Origin of the sequence: Allostigmatella hybrida (genome assembly GCF_020103775.1) — a bacterium.
In the GTDB taxonomy this organism is placed as follows: domain Bacteria; phylum Myxococcota; class Myxococcia; order Myxococcales; family Myxococcaceae; genus Hyalangium; species Hyalangium aurantiaca.
In genome coordinates, this window is the sequence record NZ_JAHXBH010000010.1 from 82,684 (window position 1) to 102,331 (window position 19,648).

General features: G+C 68.1%; 14 protein-coding genes. 3 read left to right on the forward strand and 11 right to left on the reverse strand.

The features are described from left to right. Window positions 1–122: 122 nt before the first annotated feature. The 10 genes from KY661_RS18135 to KY661_RS18180 form a co-directional block, all read right to left on the reverse strand. Window positions 123–1,385 (reverse strand): MxcI protein, encoded by a 1,263-nt coding sequence (locus tag KY661_RS18135; RefSeq protein ID WP_225411397.1) that lies wholly within the window; start codon window positions 1,383–1,385, stop codon window positions 123–125. 31 nt (window positions 1,386–1,416) lie between these two features. Then, a complete protein-coding gene (mxcH, locus tag KY661_RS18140; protein ID WP_225411398.1) occupies window positions 1,417–3,921 on the reverse strand; it encodes a TonB-dependent siderophore myxochelin receptor MxcH in 2,505 nt (834 codons plus the stop codon). Window positions 3,922–3,923: 2 nt separating this feature from the next. Then, window positions 3,924–5,303 (reverse strand): class II 3-deoxy-7-phosphoheptulonate synthase, encoded by a 1,380-nt coding sequence (locus KY661_RS18145; RefSeq protein ID WP_450097573.1) that lies wholly within the window; start codon window positions 5,301–5,303, stop codon window positions 3,924–3,926. Between the two features lie 99 nt (window positions 5,304–5,402). Beyond that, window positions 5,403–9,776, reverse strand: a complete 4,374-nt coding sequence (gene mxcG / locus KY661_RS18150; RefSeq protein ID WP_225411400.1) for a myxochelin non-ribosomal peptide synthetase MxcG — start codon at window positions 9,774–9,776, stop codon at window positions 5,403–5,405. Between the two features lie 60 nt (window positions 9,777–9,836). Beyond that, complete coding sequence (locus tag KY661_RS18155) at window positions 9,837–10,769, reverse strand: isochorismatase family protein (protein ID WP_075009958.1); 933 nt, start codon at window positions 10,767–10,769, stop codon at window positions 9,837–9,839. Between the two features lie 74 nt (window positions 10,770–10,843). Next, on the reverse strand, window positions 10,844–12,478 hold the full coding sequence (locus tag KY661_RS18160; protein WP_225411401.1) for a (2,3-dihydroxybenzoyl)adenylate synthase: 1,635 nt from the start codon (window positions 12,476–12,478) through the stop codon (window positions 10,844–10,846). After that, a complete protein-coding gene (dhbC, locus tag KY661_RS18165; protein ID WP_225411402.1) occupies window positions 12,475–13,701 on the reverse strand; it encodes an isochorismate synthase DhbC in 1,227 nt (408 codons plus the stop codon). The genes KY661_RS18160 and dhbC overlap by 4 nt, the downstream gene beginning before the upstream one ends. A gap of 108 nt (window positions 13,702–13,809) precedes the next feature. Beyond that, window positions 13,810–14,583 (reverse strand): 2,3-dihydro-2,3-dihydroxybenzoate dehydrogenase, encoded by a 774-nt coding sequence (locus KY661_RS18170; RefSeq protein WP_225411403.1) that lies wholly within the window; start codon window positions 14,581–14,583, stop codon window positions 13,810–13,812. Between the two features lie 164 nt (window positions 14,584–14,747). Further along, complete coding sequence (locus KY661_RS18175) at window positions 14,748–15,563, reverse strand: siderophore-interacting protein (RefSeq protein ID WP_225411404.1); 816 nt, start codon at window positions 15,561–15,563, stop codon at window positions 14,748–14,750. Between the two features lie 109 nt (window positions 15,564–15,672). Further along, window positions 15,673–16,653: an aldo/keto reductase gene (locus KY661_RS18180; protein ID WP_225411405.1), complete on the reverse strand. Its 981-nt coding sequence runs from the start codon at window positions 16,651–16,653 to the stop codon at window positions 15,673–15,675. 137 nt (window positions 16,654–16,790) lie between these two features. On the opposite strand from KY661_RS18180, the gene msrB reads away from it, so the two are divergent. Further along, entirely contained in the window at window positions 16,791–17,210 is a 420-nt protein-coding gene (gene msrB, locus KY661_RS18185; RefSeq protein WP_317987279.1) for a peptide-methionine (R)-S-oxide reductase MsrB, read from the forward strand. A gap of 7 nt (window positions 17,211–17,217) precedes the next feature. Here msrB and KY661_RS18190 read toward each other — a convergent pair whose 3' ends face one another. After that, window positions 17,218–18,150, reverse strand: a complete 933-nt coding sequence (locus KY661_RS18190; RefSeq protein ID WP_225411407.1) for a hypothetical protein — start codon at window positions 18,148–18,150, stop codon at window positions 17,218–17,220. 253 nt (window positions 18,151–18,403) lie between these two features. On the opposite strand from KY661_RS18190, the gene KY661_RS18195 reads away from it, so the two are divergent. Together KY661_RS18195 and KY661_RS18200 are read left to right on the forward strand one after the other, a co-directional pair. Further along, window positions 18,404–18,754: a hypothetical protein gene (locus KY661_RS18195; RefSeq protein ID WP_225411408.1), complete on the forward strand. Its 351-nt coding sequence runs from the start codon at window positions 18,404–18,406 to the stop codon at window positions 18,752–18,754. A gap of 76 nt (window positions 18,755–18,830) precedes the next feature. Then, window positions 18,831–19,646, forward strand: coding sequence for a class I SAM-dependent methyltransferase (locus KY661_RS18200; protein WP_225411409.1), 816 nt, complete (start codon window positions 18,831–18,833; stop codon window positions 19,644–19,646). Window positions 19,647–19,648: the final 2 nt, after the last annotated feature.

The window sequence follows — 19,648 nt, forward strand, 5'->3', positions numbered from 1 at the left end:
AATGAAAATCGTTCTCATTTTATGGACAGGGATGTACCGGAGAAGCGCGGCGCTTGGCAAGGCAGGGGGGAACGGCTCCTGGCGCGCAGCCCCCGGGGACAGGGGCTGCGGGGCTGCGGGGCTCAGCGCACCTGGAGGAAGGAGAAGGTGCGGCCCGGGGTGATGGTCGCCACCTTGCCACTCTCGTCCGTCAGCTCACGCAGCTCGGTCTGGGAGTTGCTCGTGAAGTTGGTGAAGAGCACCCGGTTCCCGGCCGGGAAGAGGAAGGTGCTGCCCATGGCCGCCGGGAGTGAGGCGACGGGGGTGGCCGTCAGGGTGTCGAGCTGGATGTTCCACCACTTCCACGCGGGCGCGCTGGCCAGGACGCGGGGGATGGAGTCCTTCGTGACGGGGCTTCCATAGGACGCGTCGTCGAAGACGCGCAGGTACGTCTTCCCACCGGGGCCCTGCAGCACGGAGCCGGCCGCGGCGCCGTTGGTCAGCGTGGTCAGGTCCACGAAGAAGGTGTCATCGAAGCTGTCCGTCTGAGGATCGAACCGGAGCAGACACGGCTTGAGCATGGCCGGATCGTCCTTGTGGACCCGGTACGACGCTGCGCCGTACGCCTCGGTGGACAGGTAGATCTTCCCATCGGCGCCCACGACGCCGTCACGCACGTAGCCGCAATTCTCGGTCTCCTTGAAGTTCTTCTTCACGAACTTCAGCGAGTCGGTGGCGGGATCCACGACGAGGACACCGGCCTGCCGGGTCAGCGTGGTGCCCGTGCTCGGGCGCCAGCCCAGCGGCATGATGACCTTGTTGGCGGTCTCCAGCGGCTGCGACGAGAAGGAGAGCACCGTGTTGTCGAGCTTCGCGTCCGCGAAGGAGACGGCGTTGGTGACGGTCATCGCCGTGGGGTTCCAGACGATGAGCTGGGTGGTCGAACCGTCGAAGAAGTACGCCTTGGTCTCGGAGATGAACCGGAACTGGTGCTGGTACTCGGTGATCTCCGTGACGCCGCGGCCCTGGAAGCTGACGGTCTCACCCTTCTGGGGAGCGCCCGCTTCCGTCAGGTTGTAGCGGATGACCGACGCGCCGGAGTTCACGAAGAAGTGGTCCTTCTTCGGCGGGCCGAACACGAGCGCCCGGCCCTTCACCTCGATGGCGTTCGTCAGGGGCAGCGTCCCGGTGCGGTCCAGCGTGTCCGTGACGGCGATGTAGCTCGTTGACGCCCCATCCAAGGTGGTCTGGGTCACGATGGCGTACTGCGACGAAGGCGTGCTGGGGTTCTGCGGCTCCGGATTCTGCGGCGTGGGCTCATCGTCATCGCCGCACGCGGTAGCCAGGGGAAGGGCCAGCGCCAGGGCAAGCCAACGGACAGAACGAAGCGTCATCGAGAGGGTCATGGGAGTGCTCTTGGGGTTGGGGGTGTTGCGGTCAAGTTCCGAAATCCACGGTGAGCTTGGCGAACAAGCTGCGGCCCGGGCGCTGAATGCCGTAAAAGTCATACGCCCGCGCGTCGGTGATGTTCTGGGCATCCGCTGACCAGGTCAGCGTGGCGGTGTCGCTCCGGGTGACATAGGTGAGTGAGAGCGAATGCAGCCATTGCGTCTCAATCACATCCTTCGTGTCAATCTGGCCGGCCCCTTCCCAGGCACGGAAAAACTCATGGATGTACCGGGTGTTCCAGGTGAGCGCGATCTCGTCGCGAGGGTTCATCACATCGCGGAGCTGGAAGCGGGCACTGCCATTGGCCCACAGGTAAGGCTGGTTGGGAATGCGCTTGTCCACGAAGGGGCCGTACTCGCCCTCGCTGGAGGTGTTGCGGAAGTCCTGCCAGGTGGCGTTGCCCTCCAGTGACACGTACTTGCCAGGAGAGACCCAACCCGCCGCGCCGCTGACCCCCAGGGAGCGGGCCGCGATGACATTTTGATAGATGAAATAGCTGGGCCGGCTGATGGGAAAGATGAGCTGATCGGCCAGGCGCCCGAACCCTGTCACGTTGGCCCGGAAGTCACCGGCGGCCCGCCCCCGGGTCTCATACGTGAGCCCCAGGTTGAGGTTGTGGCTGGTCTCCGGGTTCAGGTTGAGGTTCTCGATGATGAGCAGTCCATTCCCGAAGAACTCATCGGGCTGGGGCAGGCGGGTGGCCCACTCGTAGGAGGCCTTGGCATACAGCTCCGGGGAGAGGCGCAGCCGGGCGCTGTCGCCCAGCCCCACCCGGTGCAGGGTTCGCTTCGTGACGGAGAAGCTGCCCCCGTCGAGCGGCCGCTCGCCATACACGCGCTGGATGTAATCCTTGACGAACAGGATGTTCTCGAGGCGGTCATCGAACGCGTCGAGTTCGTGCTCCACGCCGCTGACCAGCGAGAACAGGTTGCGCGATCCATCGAGCGGGTCGAGCTGCTGAGCCAGCTGGAGCTGACGGTCCTCACCGGCCCGGTCCGCCCGCGTGGGTGCGAGGGACACGCTCAGCTTCTGTGAAGGGGAGAGGCTCTTGCTCAGGTTCAGCCGTGCGAAGCTGATGTGCTGGCCGGTGACCCGCTCGATGGGACGGCCCTCGATGATGCCCCGCTGCGGGAGCACCAGGACGCAGCGTCCGTACCAATCGTAGGCGCACTCGCTGAGGTCCGTGAAGTGATTGCGCCGGTAGGTGTAGCCAGCGACCGCATCGGCCGAGAGCCCGTTCGAGAAGATCTGCTCGAAGCGCAGCGTGGCGCCTCCGGAGGTCTCTCCGTACTCCACCTCGCCGTAGGGCGTATCCATCTCGTTGTCGCTCTGGAGTTCCTTGTCATACGTGCCCATGAAGGCGCGCAGCAGCAACCGCCGGGCCCAGGGTTGATCCACGAAGCCGGCCTCGATGCCCGCGCCTCCCGCCCGGTAGCCATCATGGAACCGGTGCAGGCGCGCGGGTTGGGGCCTCCCGGAGTCATCGGGAACGTCGACGTCGACGAGGTAGTCGTTCCGGGTGGCATCGAAATACCCGTTGGCCCGGAGGAGAAACCCCGAGGGCTCGTGCAGATGCCGGACACTGCCCGTGAGCCGGTGCGTGTCGAACGAGCCGAGCTCGTACGAGGCCGAGGCCCGCGTGCCCTGGAAGTCTTGCTCGGTCTCGAGGTGAACCGCGCCGCCCAGGGCGTCGGCGCCAAAGCGGATGGGGACCACCCCTTGGTAGGTCTCGACGCGCTGGACGAGGTTGACCGGGACATTGGCCAGGCCGGCCCCATAGCCCGCCAGCTCCAGCGGAACCCCATCGATGAAGAAGCGGACCTGCTCGTCGGTGAACCCCGCGAGGGAGAACCGCGAGGTGCTGCCCAGTCCGCCCGAGCGCCGCACGGACACGCCCTCGGTCCGGGCCAGGGCCTCTCCCATGTCCACGGCCTCGCGCTGGACGGTGCCCACCTCCAGCACCTGCACGGCTTCGGCGGACTGGCGCCGCCGCTCCGCCATCGAAGGGCCCAGGTTCGTGACCTCGATGGTCTCCTGGAAGTCGGAACCGGAAGGCTCCGGGGTGGAGGGCGAAATGGAAGTCTGCGTGACAGGGGCGGGCGGCGGCAGACGGAACTCATAGGGGTAGACGATGCGGGCGGGCACCGGCGTTCCGTTGCGCTTCGCGGGCTCGAACCGGAAGCGGAGGGCCGCCTCACGGGCCGCCTCATCGAAGCCGTGACCGGCGGGCTCGAGCACCTCCGCCGCCGTGACGGTCCCCTGGGCATCCAGGGTCAGCCGGAGGGACACCTTCCCCTCCAGGCGCTCCTGCTTCGCCTGAGCGGGGTAGGGCGCTTCGATGAACTCCAGGAGCTTCGGCATCTCGACGGCAGGGGCGGCGGGAGCCGGTGCCGGGGGCTGCGGTGCGGGCGCGGAAGCCTCCGGCTCCTGCGACAGTGCCTGACCGGAGACGAGCAACCCTGCCAGAAGCACTGGGATGAAAATGCTTCTCATTTTCATTTCGGGGTCGCGTGGTACCCCTTTCCAGACAGCTCTGTCAAGGAGTCTGTCGCGGCCGTCGCCCAGACTTCGGGCACCCGCAGGGACTGGAGCTTGTCGGCCACGAGGAAGGCCAGTTGGAGGGCCTGGTTGGCATTGAGGCGCGGATCACAATGCGTGTGGTAGCGGCTGGAGAGATCGTCCTCGGTGACTTCCTGCGCGCCGCCCAGGCACTCGGTGACGTTCTGGCCGGTCATCTCCAGGTGGAGCCCGCCGGGGTGAACGCCCTCGGCGGTGGCCACCTGCACGAACGACTTCACCTCGGAGAGGATGCGGTCGAAGGGCCGGGTCTTGTACCCGTTGCGGGCCTTGAGCGTGTTGCCGTGCATGGGGTCTGCCGACCAGACCACGGGGCGGCCATCGCGCTTGGTGGCGGCCATCAGCCGGGGCAGGCGCTCGGCGATCTTGTCGGCGCCGAAGCGGCCAATGAGCGTCAGCTTTCCGGGGATGGCCTCGGGGTTCAGGATGTCGATGAGCCGCAGCAGATCATCGGGCTCCATCGTCGGCCCGCACTTGAGGCCGATGGGGTTCTGAATGCCCTGCATGAACTCCACGTGGCCCCCGTCGAGCTGGCGCGTCCGCTCGCCAATCCACAGCATGTGCGCGGAGCTGTCGTACCAGTCTCCCGAGACGGGATCGGCCCGCGTCATGGCCTCTTCGTAGTTCAGCAGCAGCGCCTCGTGGCTGGTGAACATGTCCACCCGGTTCAGGGGCATCTGCTGGCCGGGGCTCACGTGCAGCGCGCTCATGAAGCGCAGGGACTCGAGGATCTTGTCCGCCAGCTTCCGGTACTGCCCGCCCTGGACGCTGTCGGCGACGAAGTCGAAGGTCCACCGGTGCATGTTGAGCAGGTCCGCGTATCCGCCCTGGGAGAACAGGCGCAGCAGGCCCACCGTGTCCGAGGACTGGTGGTAGGCCTTGAGCAGGCGCTTGGGGTCCGGCAGGCGCTCACCGGCCTCGAACTCCATGCCGTTGATGATGTCGCCGCGGTAGGCCGGGAGGGTGACGCCCTCCAGGGTCTCCGTGGCGCCACTGCGCGGCTTGGCGAACTGGCCCGCAATGCGGCCCACCTTCACCACGGGGCGGCCGCCCGAGAAGGTCAGCACCACCGCCATCTGGAGGATGAGCCGCAGGCTGTCCCGGACGTTGTCGGTGGTGAATTCCTTGAAGCTCTCCGCGCAGTCGCCTCCCTGGAGCAGGAAGGCCTTGCCTTCGGCGACCTGGCCGAGCGCGGCGGTCAACCGGCGCGTCTCCTCGGCGAACACCAGGGGAGGAAGGCGCGCCAGCTCGGCCTCGACGCGCGCGAGCTCGCGTGCATCGGGGTAGTCGTCCGGCATGTGTTTGACGGGTTTGTGTCTCCAGGAGCCGGGAGTCCAATTCTGTTTCAACACGGAAGGGCCGTTTCGGGATGAGGACATGGGATGGACCGTGTGGCGTTACCGGTGTTTCGGAGGTCTCTGAAGGAGACCTTGTTCAACACAGTAGTCCAAATATCGGTGAAACAATTGACGCTCGGTCTTGTGACAAGAGATGCCACTGCCGGACAAGGCGTGAAGCACGCGCTCACTGCGGAGGGTGCCCAGGCCGAAGGTGGGCTCCGAGCCACCCGCGCGCAGATCGAAGAAGGCCAGCGTGGTGCTGCTGTCCGCGCTTCCCTGGGCCTGTGCCACGCGGGTGCGCCATTCGGGGAGCGGAGACAGCTCGACGGGGTAACCGTAGTCCCGGACCCAGCCGAACACCTCGGGCAGCCGCACTTCGGGTACGGGGGTGACATTGAACACCCCGCCGCCAGGTGAAACCAGTGACAGGCGCACGAGCGCGCTGGCGACATAGTCCACCGGTGTCCACACTTCGCCCACATCGAGCTGGGGCAACGTGCCGGCGGGAATCCCGGCCAGCAGGATGCGCCAGACGAGATCCTGGGGATTGACGATGCCGCTGTCCACGGCGCCGGACACCCGGCCCAGGCGGTAGACCGAGACGGGCAGGCCGCGCTCCGAGGCCTGCTCCATGAGCCGTTCCGCCACCCACTTGCTCTGCTGATAGCCGTCGCGCAGGCCGGGGTGGGCGGGGACGAATGCCTCCGGAACCTCCGGGCTGAGATTGGCCTGAGGGGCCACGGCCACGGTCGAGACGTAGTGCAGGGGCTTGGGCTTCACGGCGGCCGCCAGCCGGAGCAGCTCGCGGGTGCCGCGCACGTTGGTGGCCTGGAGGCTGCCGTACTCGCGCACGACGCTGACCACGGCGGCGTTGTGGATGAGCACGTCACACTCGGCGGCCAGGCTGTGGAACCGCGCGGAGCTCAGCCCCAGCCAGGGCTGGCCCAGGTCGGCGGGCACAGCCATCACCCGCTCGGCGAGGCTCGCCGTGGACAGGCGCTGGCCGGTCATGCTCTCGCGCAGCCGCTCCATGGCATGGGCTTCATCCCGGGCGCGAACCAGGCAGATCACCCGGGCCTGTGTCTGGTGCAGCAACTGGTCGAGCAGGTGCGCGCCCACGAAGCCGGTGGCGCCGGTCAGCAGCACCTGCCGCCAAGGGGCGGAGGGGCTCGGGATGGGAGAGGCCGGGGTTCCCGGCTTCTGAAACCAGGGAACGCAGTCCTCGGGAAGCTCCGCGTCGGCGAGCATGGCCGCGGACAGCCCACCGCCCTCCGTGCCGTTCTGCTCCCCATGCTCCAGGGCCTGGGCCAGCGCGGCGGCGGTCGGGTACCGGAACACGGTGGCCACCGGCACTTCCCGGCCCAAGGCGACACCGAGCCGGTTGGCGACCTGGATCGTCTGGAGCGATTGCCCTCCCAGCTCGAAGAAGTCGTCCTGCGCGGACATGCCGCTCAGCCCCAGGACCTGCTCCCACACCTGGAGCACCAAACGCTCGAACTCGGTGGTGGCGGCGGTGGCGCCCGTGTCCTCGGGAGGCATCACGAGCCGCAGCGCGTTCCGGTCCACCTTGCCCGTGCTGGTGCGAGGCAGCCGCTCGGAGAACACGAAGGCGCTCGGGACCATGGCTGCGGGCAGCTCCGCCAGCAGGTGCCGGCGCAGCTCCGCGCTGGCCGGGGCAGGCGTCCCGGCGACGATGTGCGCACACAGCCGGCGCGTGCCTCCGGGGAGGATCTGGCCCACCACGGCGGCATCCCGCACGCCCGCATGGGCCAGCAGCACGGTTTCGATCTCGGTGGGATCGATGCGGTGGCCGCTGATCTTGAACTCGTCATCGACCCGGCCAGCGAACACGATCTGCCCGTCCGCACGGACCCGGGCCTTGTCGCCGGTACGGTAGGCGCGGGGGTTGCCGGGCAGCACGCCGAGCGAGGTGAAGCGCGCGGCGTTCAGCTCCGGGCGTCCCAAGTACCCACGCGCCAGGCCGCCTCCCAGCAGGTACAGCTCGCCTTCGGTGCCGGGGGCGGCGAGCTTTCCCTGCGCATCAATGAGCGCCGTGCGCACGCCCGGCAGGGGCTGCCCGATGGGAATCTCCTCCTCGGGGGCTCCGGCGGAGGGCGGCCCACTCAGCGTGGCCGTGGTGGCCACCACGGTGGCCTCGGTGGGGCCGTAGGTGTTGAGCAGCAGCACCTCCGCGCTGGCCGCGGCGCGCCAGCGCGCGACCCGCTCCGGCAGCGCGGCTTCTCCACCGATGATGACCAGCCGGATGGACGGGGGCAGCCGGGCCGCGCCCGTCGAGACGCTGTAGGCCAGCTCGTGCCAGAACGCCGTGGGCAGATCCAGCACGGTGATGCCGTGCTCGGCGCACGCATCGAGGAGCCGGGACACGGACTGGAGCATCTCCTCGGTGCGAAGCACCAGCTTCGCGCCGGCGCAGAGGGTCAGGAAGATCTCCTCCACGCTGGCATCGAAGTGCAGGGGGGCGAACTGAAGCACCCGGTCGCCGCGCTGCACGCCATAGCGGTGCGTGGCGCCCGCCACGAAGTGGGCGAGGGCGTCCTGGGTGATCTGCACGCCGTTGGGCTGGCCCGTCGAGCCGGAGGTGTAGATGACGTAGGCGAGGCGCTCGCCCTCGGTCTGGACCGGGGCCGGAGCAGCGGCCGGGGCCGCCTCGTTCCTGCGAAGGACGATGTTTCCCCGGGCCATGGGGTCCGCATCGGACGAGGCCCGCTGGAGGATGAGCGTGGGTTTCGCATCCTCGAGGATGGCCGCCGTCCGGGATGAGGGGCCCTGGGGATCGAGGGGCAGGTAGCCCGCGCCGGAGAACAGCACGCCCAGGCTCGCCACGATGGCGTCGAGCCCCCGGGGCAGCATCACCGCCACCGGGGTATTGGGCTGAACCCTCTCCTGGACGAGCTGCGCGGACAGCGCCTGCGCGTGCTGGAGCAGGTCCCGGTAGCTCAGCTGGTGCTGGCCATGCTCCACCGCGATCGCGTCCGGGGTCTCGTGGGCCCGCTGGGTGATGAGCTCCAGGACCGGACGGGCGGGCACGGGAAGCGGTCCGCCATCGAGGACGGAGGAGGCCAGGGTGGCCGCGTCCGTGCTGGCCGCGGACGGGAGCCGGCGCGTCGCCGGGGTCTTGGCCTGGCCCACCGCCAGCCCGGGCTCTGCGGCGAGTGCCTCCAGCAGCTCGACGAAGGCGCCCTGGTGGGCATTCAGATCCTGGGCCTCGTAGCAGGCGGGGTTGGCATCGAAGTCCATCCGCATGCCCTGGCCGTCCGACCGGGCGTACAGGCCGATCGAGAGGTCCTCCACGGGGCCCGCGGAGATGTTGTGCGCGACGGTGGGCATCCCCGCGAAGCGCAGGGCGTAGTCAAACGGCATGATGTTGACCACGGGGCCAAACAGCCGCCGCTGTCCGCCCACCAGCTTCAGGTCGCGGCGGAGCTGCTCGTAGCGGTAGCGCAGGTGGGGCCGCATGGCGCGGACCTCCGCGGCCACCCCACGGGCCACGTCCAGGAGGCTGGCCTCGGGGCGCACGGGCACGCGCAGGGGGACGATGTTCATGGCCATGGAGGGCACGCGCAGCGCGGCCGTGCCGAGCCGGTTCATCACCGGCAGGCCGAGCACCACTTCGGCCGCATCCGTCAGCCGGTGCAGGTAGACCGCCGTGGCCGCGAGCATGAGATCCGGCCAGCTCAGGCCCGCTGTCTTGGACGCCGCCTGGAGCCGCTCCATCATCTGAGGGGGCAGGACGCGGGTCTGGCGCACGAAGGTGGAGGACATGGGCGCGGGGGACGCCAGGCTGACCGGAGAGGGCCGGTCGGCGAAGCGCTCCGTCCAGAAGGCCCGGTCGAGCGCGGACTGGGGGCCGTTGCGGTACGCCACGTCCTCGTCCAGCACGGCTTGGAACGGGGCGAAGCCGCCCGTCACGGGGCGGCCCGCGGCCTTCGCGGTGTAGACCTCGGCCACGCGCCGGGCCATCAGCGAGAAGCCGAAGCCATCCAGGGCGATGTGGTGGGCCCGCTGAAACCAGAAGAACCGCTGGGGACCGGCCTTGAGCAGGGCGTGTGCGAAGAGAGGCCCCTGGCTGAGCTCCACCGTCCGGGAGAGATCCACCTTCATCCAGGCCTGCACTTCCGCCCAGGGGTCCGCTGCCCCGCTGACGTCGGCCAGGTGGAGGGCCCAGTCCGTCTGGGAGCCAAGCACTTGCTGGGGACCGCTCTCGCCGTTCACGAAGCGCGCGTGCAGCGCCTCGGCCTCAATGACCGCTTGGCGGACCGCCGCTTCGAAGAGCGCGGGATCCACGGCGCCGAGGATCTCGATGCACTCGCCGGCGTTGTACACCGGGCTCTTGAGATCGAGCTGCTGGCCCAGCCAGATGCCGTGCTGGGCCGCCGACAGCGGCTGGCGTGTTTCCTGTGAATCCCGCATCACTCAGTACTCCTCTCGGTGTGAACCCCATCGAGGTGGGGCGGCCGCGCGGCTCGCTGGCTACGCGTTGGGCCGGATTCCGTGCTGGAGCGCCGCGGCCACCTGCATGGGGGGCTGGGCGGTGGAGGTCAGCATCGCGTACCAGTCATTCAGCGTCGGACGCTCGGCCAGCTCCACGAACGTGACCTCGGTCCCGGCATTCCGCCAGCGCTCGACCAGGCTCATGAGGCGGATGGAGTCGAGCCCGCGCTCGAGCAGGTTCTCGTCATCGCCGGGCGCGCCTTCCTGCTGGAGCAGCTCGAGGACATCCGCGCGGATCTGCTGGCGGCTCAGCGGCGCACCGGCGCGGGCGGCCTGGGGCCGCAGCTGCTCGATGAGCTGCTGCGTGGTGGCGGTGACGGCGCACAGCCGCGCCGCGTAGTTCAGCGCCATCTGGTGGTTCTCCAGGGAGAAGTCAGCCACGCCGTCGGCCACGAGGAACGGCTGCACCTCGTTCATGAAGGCCTCGCTGGCGGTCTGGAGGCAGCCGATGTGCGCGTAGATGCCGCAGACGATCAGCTGGTTGCGCTTGCCCTGGCGCAGGATGTCCATCAGCTGCGTCCGGTTGAACGCGCTGTAGCGCCACTTGGTGAGGACGATGTCCCCCTCGGAGGGCGCCAGCGCGTCGATGATCTGCTTCTGATGCGGGCCGCCGTTGATGCCCGCGCCCCAGAAGTCCAGCAGCAGGCCGCGCTGCTCGGGCGTCTGCCCGCCCGGCTGAGCCGAGTACACCACGGGGATTCCCAGCGAGGCGCAGTGCTGCCGCAGCTGGCGGATGTTCGCCACGAGCTCGGTCACGGGCGAGGCCCCGCTGGTGAAGGCCTCCACGAAGTAGCGCTGCATGTCGTGGATGAGCAGGACGGCGCGCTGGGGATCGGGGGTCCAGGACACCTTGTTCGCGGGCAGGTCGGCCGCGGTGGGCATGCGATAGGGGGCGATGGCGGGCAGTGCCATGGTGGACTCTTTCGTGTTGAGAGGAGGAAACAGCGATTCAGGGAGGGGGGCCTCGTCCGTTCCCGGAAGAAGCCCTAGCGGCGGGTCAGGGTTTCGCGCAGGGCCTTCTTGCTGACCTTGCCGACGCCGGTCTGCGGGAACGCGGTGACGAATTCGACACGGTCCGGAATCTTGTAGGCCGCCAGGCCGCGCTCCCGCAGGAACGAGGTGAGCGTCGCGGCGGTGGGCGTGGCCTCGCGCGGAATGACGAACGCGCAGGTGCGCTCGCCCAGGAAGGGGTCCGGGATGGAGATCACCGCGGCGTCATGGACCGAGGGGTGCGCCAGCAGGTGGTTCTCCACCTCCTCGGCGGCGATCTTGTCCCCGCCCCGGTTGATCTGATCCTTCGCCCGGCCTTCCACCACCATGTAGCCTTCCGGCGTCACCCGCACCAGATCGCCCGTGCAATAGAAGCCATCGGCGGTGAACGCCCGGGCGTTGTGGGCCTCGGCCTTGTAGTAGCCGCGGATGGTGTAGGGGCCCCGGGTCAAGAGCTGGCCGGTCTCCCCGGGGGCGACCTCCTGGCCGTCCTCGTCGACAATCCGGATCTCGTCATCGGGGGAGATGGGCCGGCCCTGGGTGGCGACGATGAGCTCCTCGGGGTCGTCCAGCCGGGTGTAGTTCACCAGGCCCTCGGCCATGCCATAGACCTGCTGCAGCCCGCAGCCCAGGGTGGGCCGCACGCGCTGGGCTGCCTCGGCGCTGAGCCGGGCCCCGCCCACCTGGAGCACCTTCAGGCTGGACAGGTCATGCCGCCGGGACTTGGCGGCATCCATCCAGATCATCGCCAGCGGGGGCACCAGCGCGGTGAAGGTGACGCGGTCACGCTCGATCAGGGGAAAGGCGTAATCCGGGCTGGGGTGCAGGGCCAGCACGGCGGTCCCTCCGGCGTAGAAGGTTCCGAGCACCCCCGGCGAGCTGAGCGGGAAGTTGTGCGCGGCGGGCAGCGCGCACAGGTACACGCTCGTCTCGTCGAGCTGGCAGATCTCCACGCTGCCGCGCAGGCTGTAGATGTAGTCGTCGTGGGTGCGCGGGATGAGCTTGGGAACGCCGGTGCTGCCCCCCGAGAGCTGGAAGAAGGCCACGTCGCTGGGCGTAGGCCCGGGCAGGCCTTCCAGCGGCGAGGCGTAGAGTTGATGCAGGGGCGTGAACGGCCCCGCGTCGCCCACGACAATCACGTGGCGCAGGCCCGGCACGGCGGCGCGGACCTTCTCGGCCAGCGTGCGGTAGTCGAACCCCGCGTGCTTGTCGGCGATGACGTAGGCCGCCGCCTCGGTGAACTCGCAGAAGTAGTTGATCTCCGAGCTGCGGTGCGCGGGGAGCGCGAACACCGGCAGGGCGCCCAGGCGGAACAGCGCGAAGACGACCTCGAAGAACTCGGCGATGTTGGGAAGCTGCACCACCACGCGGTCCCGGGGCTTGATGCCCAGGGCATGGAAGCCGGCCACCAGCCGGTCGGTCCGCTCGTCGAACTCGCGATAGCTCCAGCGCTGCGTCCCGGCCACCAGGGCCGTGCGGTCCCCGTGGCGCTGGGCGCGCTCGCGCAGCATCTGGCCAAAGGTCTCCCCCCGCCAGTAGCCCGCCTGGCGGTAGCGCGTGGCGAACTCCTCGGGCCAGGCCGTACACCCGGGAAGAGGGGAGGGGGCCTGCGGAGAAACAGAATTGGTCACGACTTGACCTCCGCGTTCTGCCCCAGCCCCATCGCGTGGAGCATGGTGCGGAACTTCGCCTCGGTCTCCGCCAGCTCGGACTCGGGCTTCGAGCCCACCACGATGCCCGCGCCCGCGAACAGCCGCAGCGAGTGCTCATCGGCCTCGGCGCAGCGGATGGTCACGGCCCACTGGCCGTCCCCGTTCGCATCGCACCAGCCGACCGTGCCCGTGTAGTAGCCGCGATCGAACGGCTCGATCGAGGTGATGGCCTCGTGGGCCAGCTCCGTCGGGTAGCCGCACACCGCCGGGGTGGGGTGCAGCGCGACCGCCAGCTTCAGCGAGGTGATGGACGGATCCGCCAGCTCGCCGCAGATCCGGCTCGACAGGTGCCACATGGTCTGCGTGCTGACCAGGGACGGTCCCGCGGGCACATCCAGCTTCTTGCAGTACGGCCGCATGGCCTCCACGACCGCGTCGATGACCACCGCGTGCTCGTGGAGATCCTTGGGGGACTTCAGCAGCGTGGCGGCTCGCTCCTGGTCCTCCACGGGGTTGGGGCTGCGCGCCGCCGAGCCCGCCAGCGGGTTGGCGAGCACCTGAAGTCCCGAGCGGGACACCAGCAGCTCGGGGCTGGCGCCGATGAGCGTCCGCCTGCGTCCGCCCGAGGCCGCGTCCGTGCCGGTGGGCAGGTCCACGGCGAAGGTGTAGCCGGAGGGGTTGCGCTGGGCGAGGTTGCGCAGCAACTGCTGAAGATCGATCGGTGTGGTGGCGCTCAGGTGCAGCGACCGGGACAGCACCACCTTGCGCAGCGAGCCAGTCTGCATCAGCTTCAGCGCCTGCGAGACGCCGTCGAGGTAGGCCGCCGGCTCGGGCACGGGCTGGACCGTGTAGCGCGCCGCCAGGGGCTGCGTCACGGGCACGTCGGTGTCGAACATCAGCGGGCCCGCCCGCTGCAGCGTCATCGGGACCACCATCTGGGCGGGAATCGAGCCGTCGAAGGGCACCGCGCCGACCGCCACCGGGATGTCGTGCGCGGCCTCGCGGGCACTGTTGAGGACGGCCGCCACGCGCTCCGGCAGCCGCTGCAACGCGTCGGCTCCACCGATGTGCGGCACGGTGGCGAACGTGCCCCGTGCCAGCATCGTCCGCTTGGGAGAGGCAAAGAAGAAGGAGGAACCGGCCTCGTAGCTCTCCAGCAATTGCGCGGCCAGCTGCTGCGGCGACATGGGACGTTCGGCCATCACAAACACGCTCCTGATGCAGGGCTTGGAAATGCAGTGAAACTGAACTTAGTAATCGTTCTCAAAATCTTGGCGCACGGCTCCCGGGAACTTGTTCCTGGGTGGGGCCTAGACGCCCAGCGTCGCGCCACCATCGACGCACAGGTCGTGCAGGGTGATGTGGCGGGCCTGGTCGGAGGTGAGGAACACCACGGCATCGGCGATGTCGGCGGGGGTGGCCAGCCGGCGCAGGGGGATGCCCACGCGGAAGGTCTCCAGGGAACCCTGGATGGTGGCCTCTCCTCCCCGCTCATCGGTCCAGAGCGCGCGCTGCATGGCCGTGTCGGTGGAGCCCGGGGACACGATGTTGCAGCGGATGTTGTGCTGGGCCAGCTCGAGCCCCAGGCACTTGGTGAACATGGCGGAAGCGGCCTTGGAGGCCGCGTAGGCGGCCATGTTCATCCGGGGGGTTCCCGAGGCATTCGACGCCACGGTGACAATCACGCCGCTCTTGCGCGGCACCATGCGCCGCGCCACGGCGCGCGAGACGTGAAACACCCCCTGGGTGTTGACCGCGAAGGTCGTCTCCCAGTCCTCATCGCTGAGCGCGATGGCGGGGCCCGGCCGCAGCACACCCGCCACGTTGACCAGGATGCCAATGGGGCCCAGCTCGCGCTCGACGCGCTCGACCACCGCCTCGACCGCGGCGCTGTCACGCACATCCACCCCGAAGGCGCGCACGTGCTCCCTGCGCGGCCCCAGGTCCGAGACCAGCGCGGAGAGCTTCTCGGCCTGAATGTCGAGCGCGGCGACCCGCGCGTTGCCCGCCAGAGCGCGTACGACCGCTGCACCGATCCCCTGTGCCGCGCCCGTGACCAGGGCCACCTTGGTGGTCGTTTCCATGCGTTCGTTGTCCCTGATGAAAATGGTTCTCATTCTCAGCGGCGGGGCGTTTCGTCCCATGTCTTGACCCTTCCTGTCAAGGGTCATGCCCCACTCAGGAGGTGGGGAGGTGAGACATGAAAAAAGTTCTCACCCCTCCGGGAGGAATCCCTGCTGAAACAGGCTCAGTCGTGAGGCTCGTGGTGGTCGGCGGTGTCCCGCTTCCAGTAGCCGGTCGCGCTGACCCATTTCTTGTGGGTGCCACGCTCGTTGTAGATGTGCTCACGGATGGGCCGCAGAGAGTTGGCTTCACCGGCCAGCCACACGAAATAGTCCCCGGGAGGAAACTGCAGCGCGCGGATGGCTTTCTCCAACTGGTTCGTGCTTCCAGGGGCCGCGCCGTTGCGGTGCAGCCACGTCAGCTCCACGCGGGCGCGGGTGTTGAACCGCTGCTCCTCGGAAGCATCGCTGACCTCGATGAAGACAATCGCGTGGGCGCTGGGGGGCAGCTCCTCCAGCCAGCGGCCAATGGCCGGCAGCGCGGTTGAATCCCCCGCGAGCAGGTACCAGTCGAAGTCCGAGGGGACGATCATCGAGCTGCGGGGACCTCCCACGCCGACGAAGTCCCCGGGCTTGGCGTGGGTGGCCCAGGTCGTCCCAGGTCCCGAGCCATGCACCACGAAGTCGATGTCCAGCTCGCCCGCGGCGGCGTCATAGCGCCGCGGCGTGTAGTCCCGCGAGGCGGGGCGGGGCTTGCCCTCTGGAAAGACAGGCCCGTGGGGACCCATGGTGGGCAGGAGCGGCTTGCTCTCGCCGGGGGCGGGGAAGATGAGCCGCACGTGGTCGTCCGCCGCCGGTGTCTGGAAGCCTTCCAGCTCTTTGCCGCCGAGGGTGATACGCACCATGTGCGGGGTGACCGGGGCCACACGGAGGACTTCGAGGGTCCGGAACTTGATGGGGAAGGGCACGCGGCGCGGCGCCCGTTCAGGCTGGGTCATCATGAATTCTCATGGGCCACAATGTGCGGCCTAATTGATATTGAATCGCATTATCATGTTCACAGGCGGGTGAGGAACGCAACCCCGGGGGGAGGGGGGGCGTGCACGTGCCTCAATTCCACCGCAGGGTGCTTCGCTGAGCCCAGTAATCGAGGGGGGATTCCACCATGCCGAGCAGGCGGGCCTCGAGTGCCTCTCCGTAGGGGAGGTCCAGGGCGCGCAGGTGGCTGCTCAGGTGCTCCACGGTGGCCGCGCCGCTGAGCACCACGCTTGTCCAGGGCTGCGCCAGCGCGGCGGCGGTGGCGAGCACGTCCGGCCCGGTGGGTTGTTCCTGGGCCAGGGCCCGGAAGGGGTGCAGCGCGGGGCTCTGGTCACGAGGGCCGAGCCGCCCATTGGCGATGACCTCCTTGAGGATGACGCCCCAACCTGCGGCGTGGGCTTCGGCGAGGGCCGGGCCCGCGGAGCGTTCGAGCACGTTCCAGGTAGCCTGCACGCAGGAGAACAGGGGGCGGCCATCCACGCGGACCTCCAGGGCACGGCGCAACACCGCGGCTTGCTGGGGGCCGCTGAGCGAGAGCCCCACGCGCAGGCCCTCCTCGCGCAGCCGTGCCAGCTCCCCCAGCACGGACGTGTCGTCCAGGACGCCGCTCTCGAAGGTGGCGGAGTGAATCTGGTAGAGGGTGAGGTGCGCTCCCAGGCGCGCGCGGCTCTCGGCGTATTGGCGGCGCAGGGCGGACAGGGAGTGGTCCTTCACCTCGTGGCGCTCGGCCTCCACGTTCCATCCGGCGGTGTACGTGTAGCCCCACTTGGAGCCCACGGTGACGCCGCCCGGCGGGATGCCCCGCGCGGCCAGCCACGAGGCCAGGAAGTCCTCCGCCTGGCCGTAGGAGCGGGCCGCGTCGAAGTAGCGCACACCCGCCGCGTACGCCGCATCGAGGACCGCATGGGCCCGGTGTTCCATCGCCTGCACGGACCGGCCGGAGCCCAGGTCCTCCGCATGGCCGAGGGTGATGTAGCCAGGACGCCCGAGGGCGGCCATCCCGAGCCCCAGGGCGGACACGGTGGGCCCGGAGGTTCCAAGAGTGTGCGGCATGTGTCTCTCCTGCCCCTTTCCTGCCAGAAAGGGGAGGGGGCGGGGGCCCTCCTTTTGGCCCCTGGTAACTTTCGGGCACCGCCGCGCGTACCCAGGGCATGAACTGGCGACTCAAGGGGTGGTGGGCTGGATTGCTCGTGGCTCCAGTGGTGGCGCTTGCCACCGGCGAGGTGAGCAAGACGGAGAAGGAGTGGCGCAAGCAACTGACGCCGCAGCAATTTCACGTGCTGCGCGAGAAGGGGACCGAGCGAGCCTTCTCGGGGGCGTACTGGAATCACCACGCGGAGGGCACGTACCACTGTGCCGCCTGTGGCCAGCCCCTCTTCTCCTCGGAGGCCAAGTTTGACTCGGGCACGGGGTGGCCCAGCTACTGGCAGCCGCTCGCCTCGGGAGCGGTGAAGCTCCACGAGGACACGAGCCTGTTCATGACGCGCACCGAGGTGGTGTGTTCGCGCTGTGGGGGGCACCTGGGCCATGTCTTCGACGACGGGCCCGCCCCCACGGGCCTGCGCTACTGCATCAACTCCGTGTCCCTGTCCTTCCAGAAGAAGCCCTGAGCGGACTTCAGAAGGCCCGGTTCACGGCGTAACCGCAGATGCGGTGCTCGGCCTTGTAGGTGTTCGGGCCGGGGATGCCATCGATCGGGCCGGTGTAACCGAAGCTCCGGCCCACCGTCTGGACGCGGGTCCAGTAGATGGAACCAGGAATGCCATCGTCCTCCGCGGAGGTGCGCGGACCGCCGCGCTTGTTCAGCTCGCGGGCGGTGATTCTCACGCGAATCTTCTCCGTGTTGGAGCCCGTCACACCGTCAATGGGACCGGTGTAGCCATAGTCCCGCTGGCCGACGGTCTGAATGCGCTTGTAATAGATAGGACCGGGGACGCCGTCGAACTCCGTGTCCGTCTTGGGCAGCGGGCTGCCACCGCCACCACCGCCGGGAGGGGCTCCGCCACCGGCAATCTTGCCGCCCGCGTAGTCCATCGACCAGCCGAGGTACCGCGCTCCCGACCTGCTGGTGTAACCCGAGATGCTGTTGATGCCGATGGCGGTTCCCCACGACTGCGACAGGTGGTTCGAGGCCATGAAGACGGCCGTGCCCCCGCCGTTGAGGTCCGCGCCAACATGTCCGTCCGCCCCAATGTCCCACCAGTGGAAGGCGCCCGTGAGCGCCGTGGCGGGGTTGGTCGAGACGATCTTCGAGGCGCGGTAGGCCTCGATGGCGGACGGCCGGGCCGAGGACTCGGGCAGCTGGCCAAAGCGCCACATCAGCGAGCCGCACCACCCGGCCCATGAGCCGCCGTCCCGCGTGGGGTGGGCAGCCGCGTACGCCCGGGCCCGGTCGTAGATCGGTGAGTTCGCCTCGGCGGTGACGGTGCCTGTCTCCACCTCGGTCTCGGCTTGGCCGGGCGTCAAGCCCTCGAAGTCTCCGCCACACGAGGCAAGGACAAGACCTGCTGACAAAAGCGCGGTGGCCCACATCATCCGGTTCGAATGCATCGGCTGTCTCCTGGAGCGGAAGGTGTTCTCTTCGGGGCGCGCATGCGCGGCCGCATGTCTGTGGCGGACGCCGGACCCCAACGCACTCAGGTTGTCGGGACAAGAAGGACGGAAGTTTCCGATGATCTGTGTTTTTTCCTTCTTTTCGAGGAGATGCGAACTCGCCTGTTCCGGAGCGGAAAAATGGTATATGCGGAATAAGCCGCTTTCTTCCGCTTTGCTGATCAACCTCTTTCCAACTGGCCAAGAGTTCATGAAGACACGAACGCCATGGATTGCCTCGATCCTTCTCGCGTGGGGAACCCCTGTTGTGGCGCCCGCGTCTCCGGGTGTCGTGACCGCCGACGTCCAGACCTTCTTCGCCTCGACGCACAAGGTGAACACCTTCGAGTGTCCCGCCAGCCTGAACGGCACATCGGCCGCCAGGATTTCTGGATTGCGCTTCGTGCGCAACGCGGACGTGGTCGACAAGGCCTACTTCTCCTCGTTCTTCGGAGGCGCCACGGCCGAGTTTGCCCCGGTGCACAATTCCTACGTCTGGTACGACGACCTCAAGGTCTCGACGAGCCCTCTGGACATCTGCGAGCTCTCCGGCGGCTGTTGATCGGCACACGGGGCCCTTCCAGTGGCCCCCTATCATTGCAGAATTCGACCACGGCGGATGCCGAGGAGTCAGGATCATGACGGCAGCGGGAGTTCGTACCGGGAGCACGGATTCAGGTAACCCGAAATACAAGACGCTCTACAATGGCCTTGCAACCCATATCCCCGACAAACGATTCGTCTTCATGAATCATGGCTTCGCCGAGCTGAAGCTGGGGGTGGAGGACTTCAGTTGGCTCAAGCGGGAGGATGAGGCGTGGAAGTATTCGATCAATCTGGTCCGCCACCTCCTCAAGGCCGTGGAGCTGGACGGCAAGAGAATCCTCGATGTCGGTTGTGGGCGCGGAGGAACCTGCTCGTACCTGATGCGGTACGCGAAGCCGAAGCTGGTTCGGGGACTTGATTACAGCGACCAAAACATCGAGTTCTGCAAGAGTACCCACCTCCACGAGGGGCTCGACTTCGTTCAGGGAGATGCCCAGCACCTACCCTTCGAGGCCGGGAGCTTCGATGTTGTCACCAACATTGAGTCGTCGCACTGCTATCCAAACCGGGAGCAGTTCTACAGCGAGGTGCACCGGGTTCTGAAGCCGGGGGGCTTCTTCTGCTACACCGATAACCTGCGTCGCTTTCCGGGGAAGTGGAGGGTGGAAGGGCAGCTCAAGCGCGCGGGGTTCCGGGTGCTGAGCTATGAGGACATCACCCAGAATGTCATCCACGGCATCATGCGGAGCAGCAGTTCCCTGCATGAGCTGCTCACCAGCATGGTCGACCCCAAGCTCGGCAACGAGCGGACCCTGCAGTCCATCTACTTCTCGGTGACCCACCGCAACACGCAACTCTATTTGTTGGGGCTTCAGAGTTACCGGCTCTGGCGCTTGGAGCGTGTCTGAGG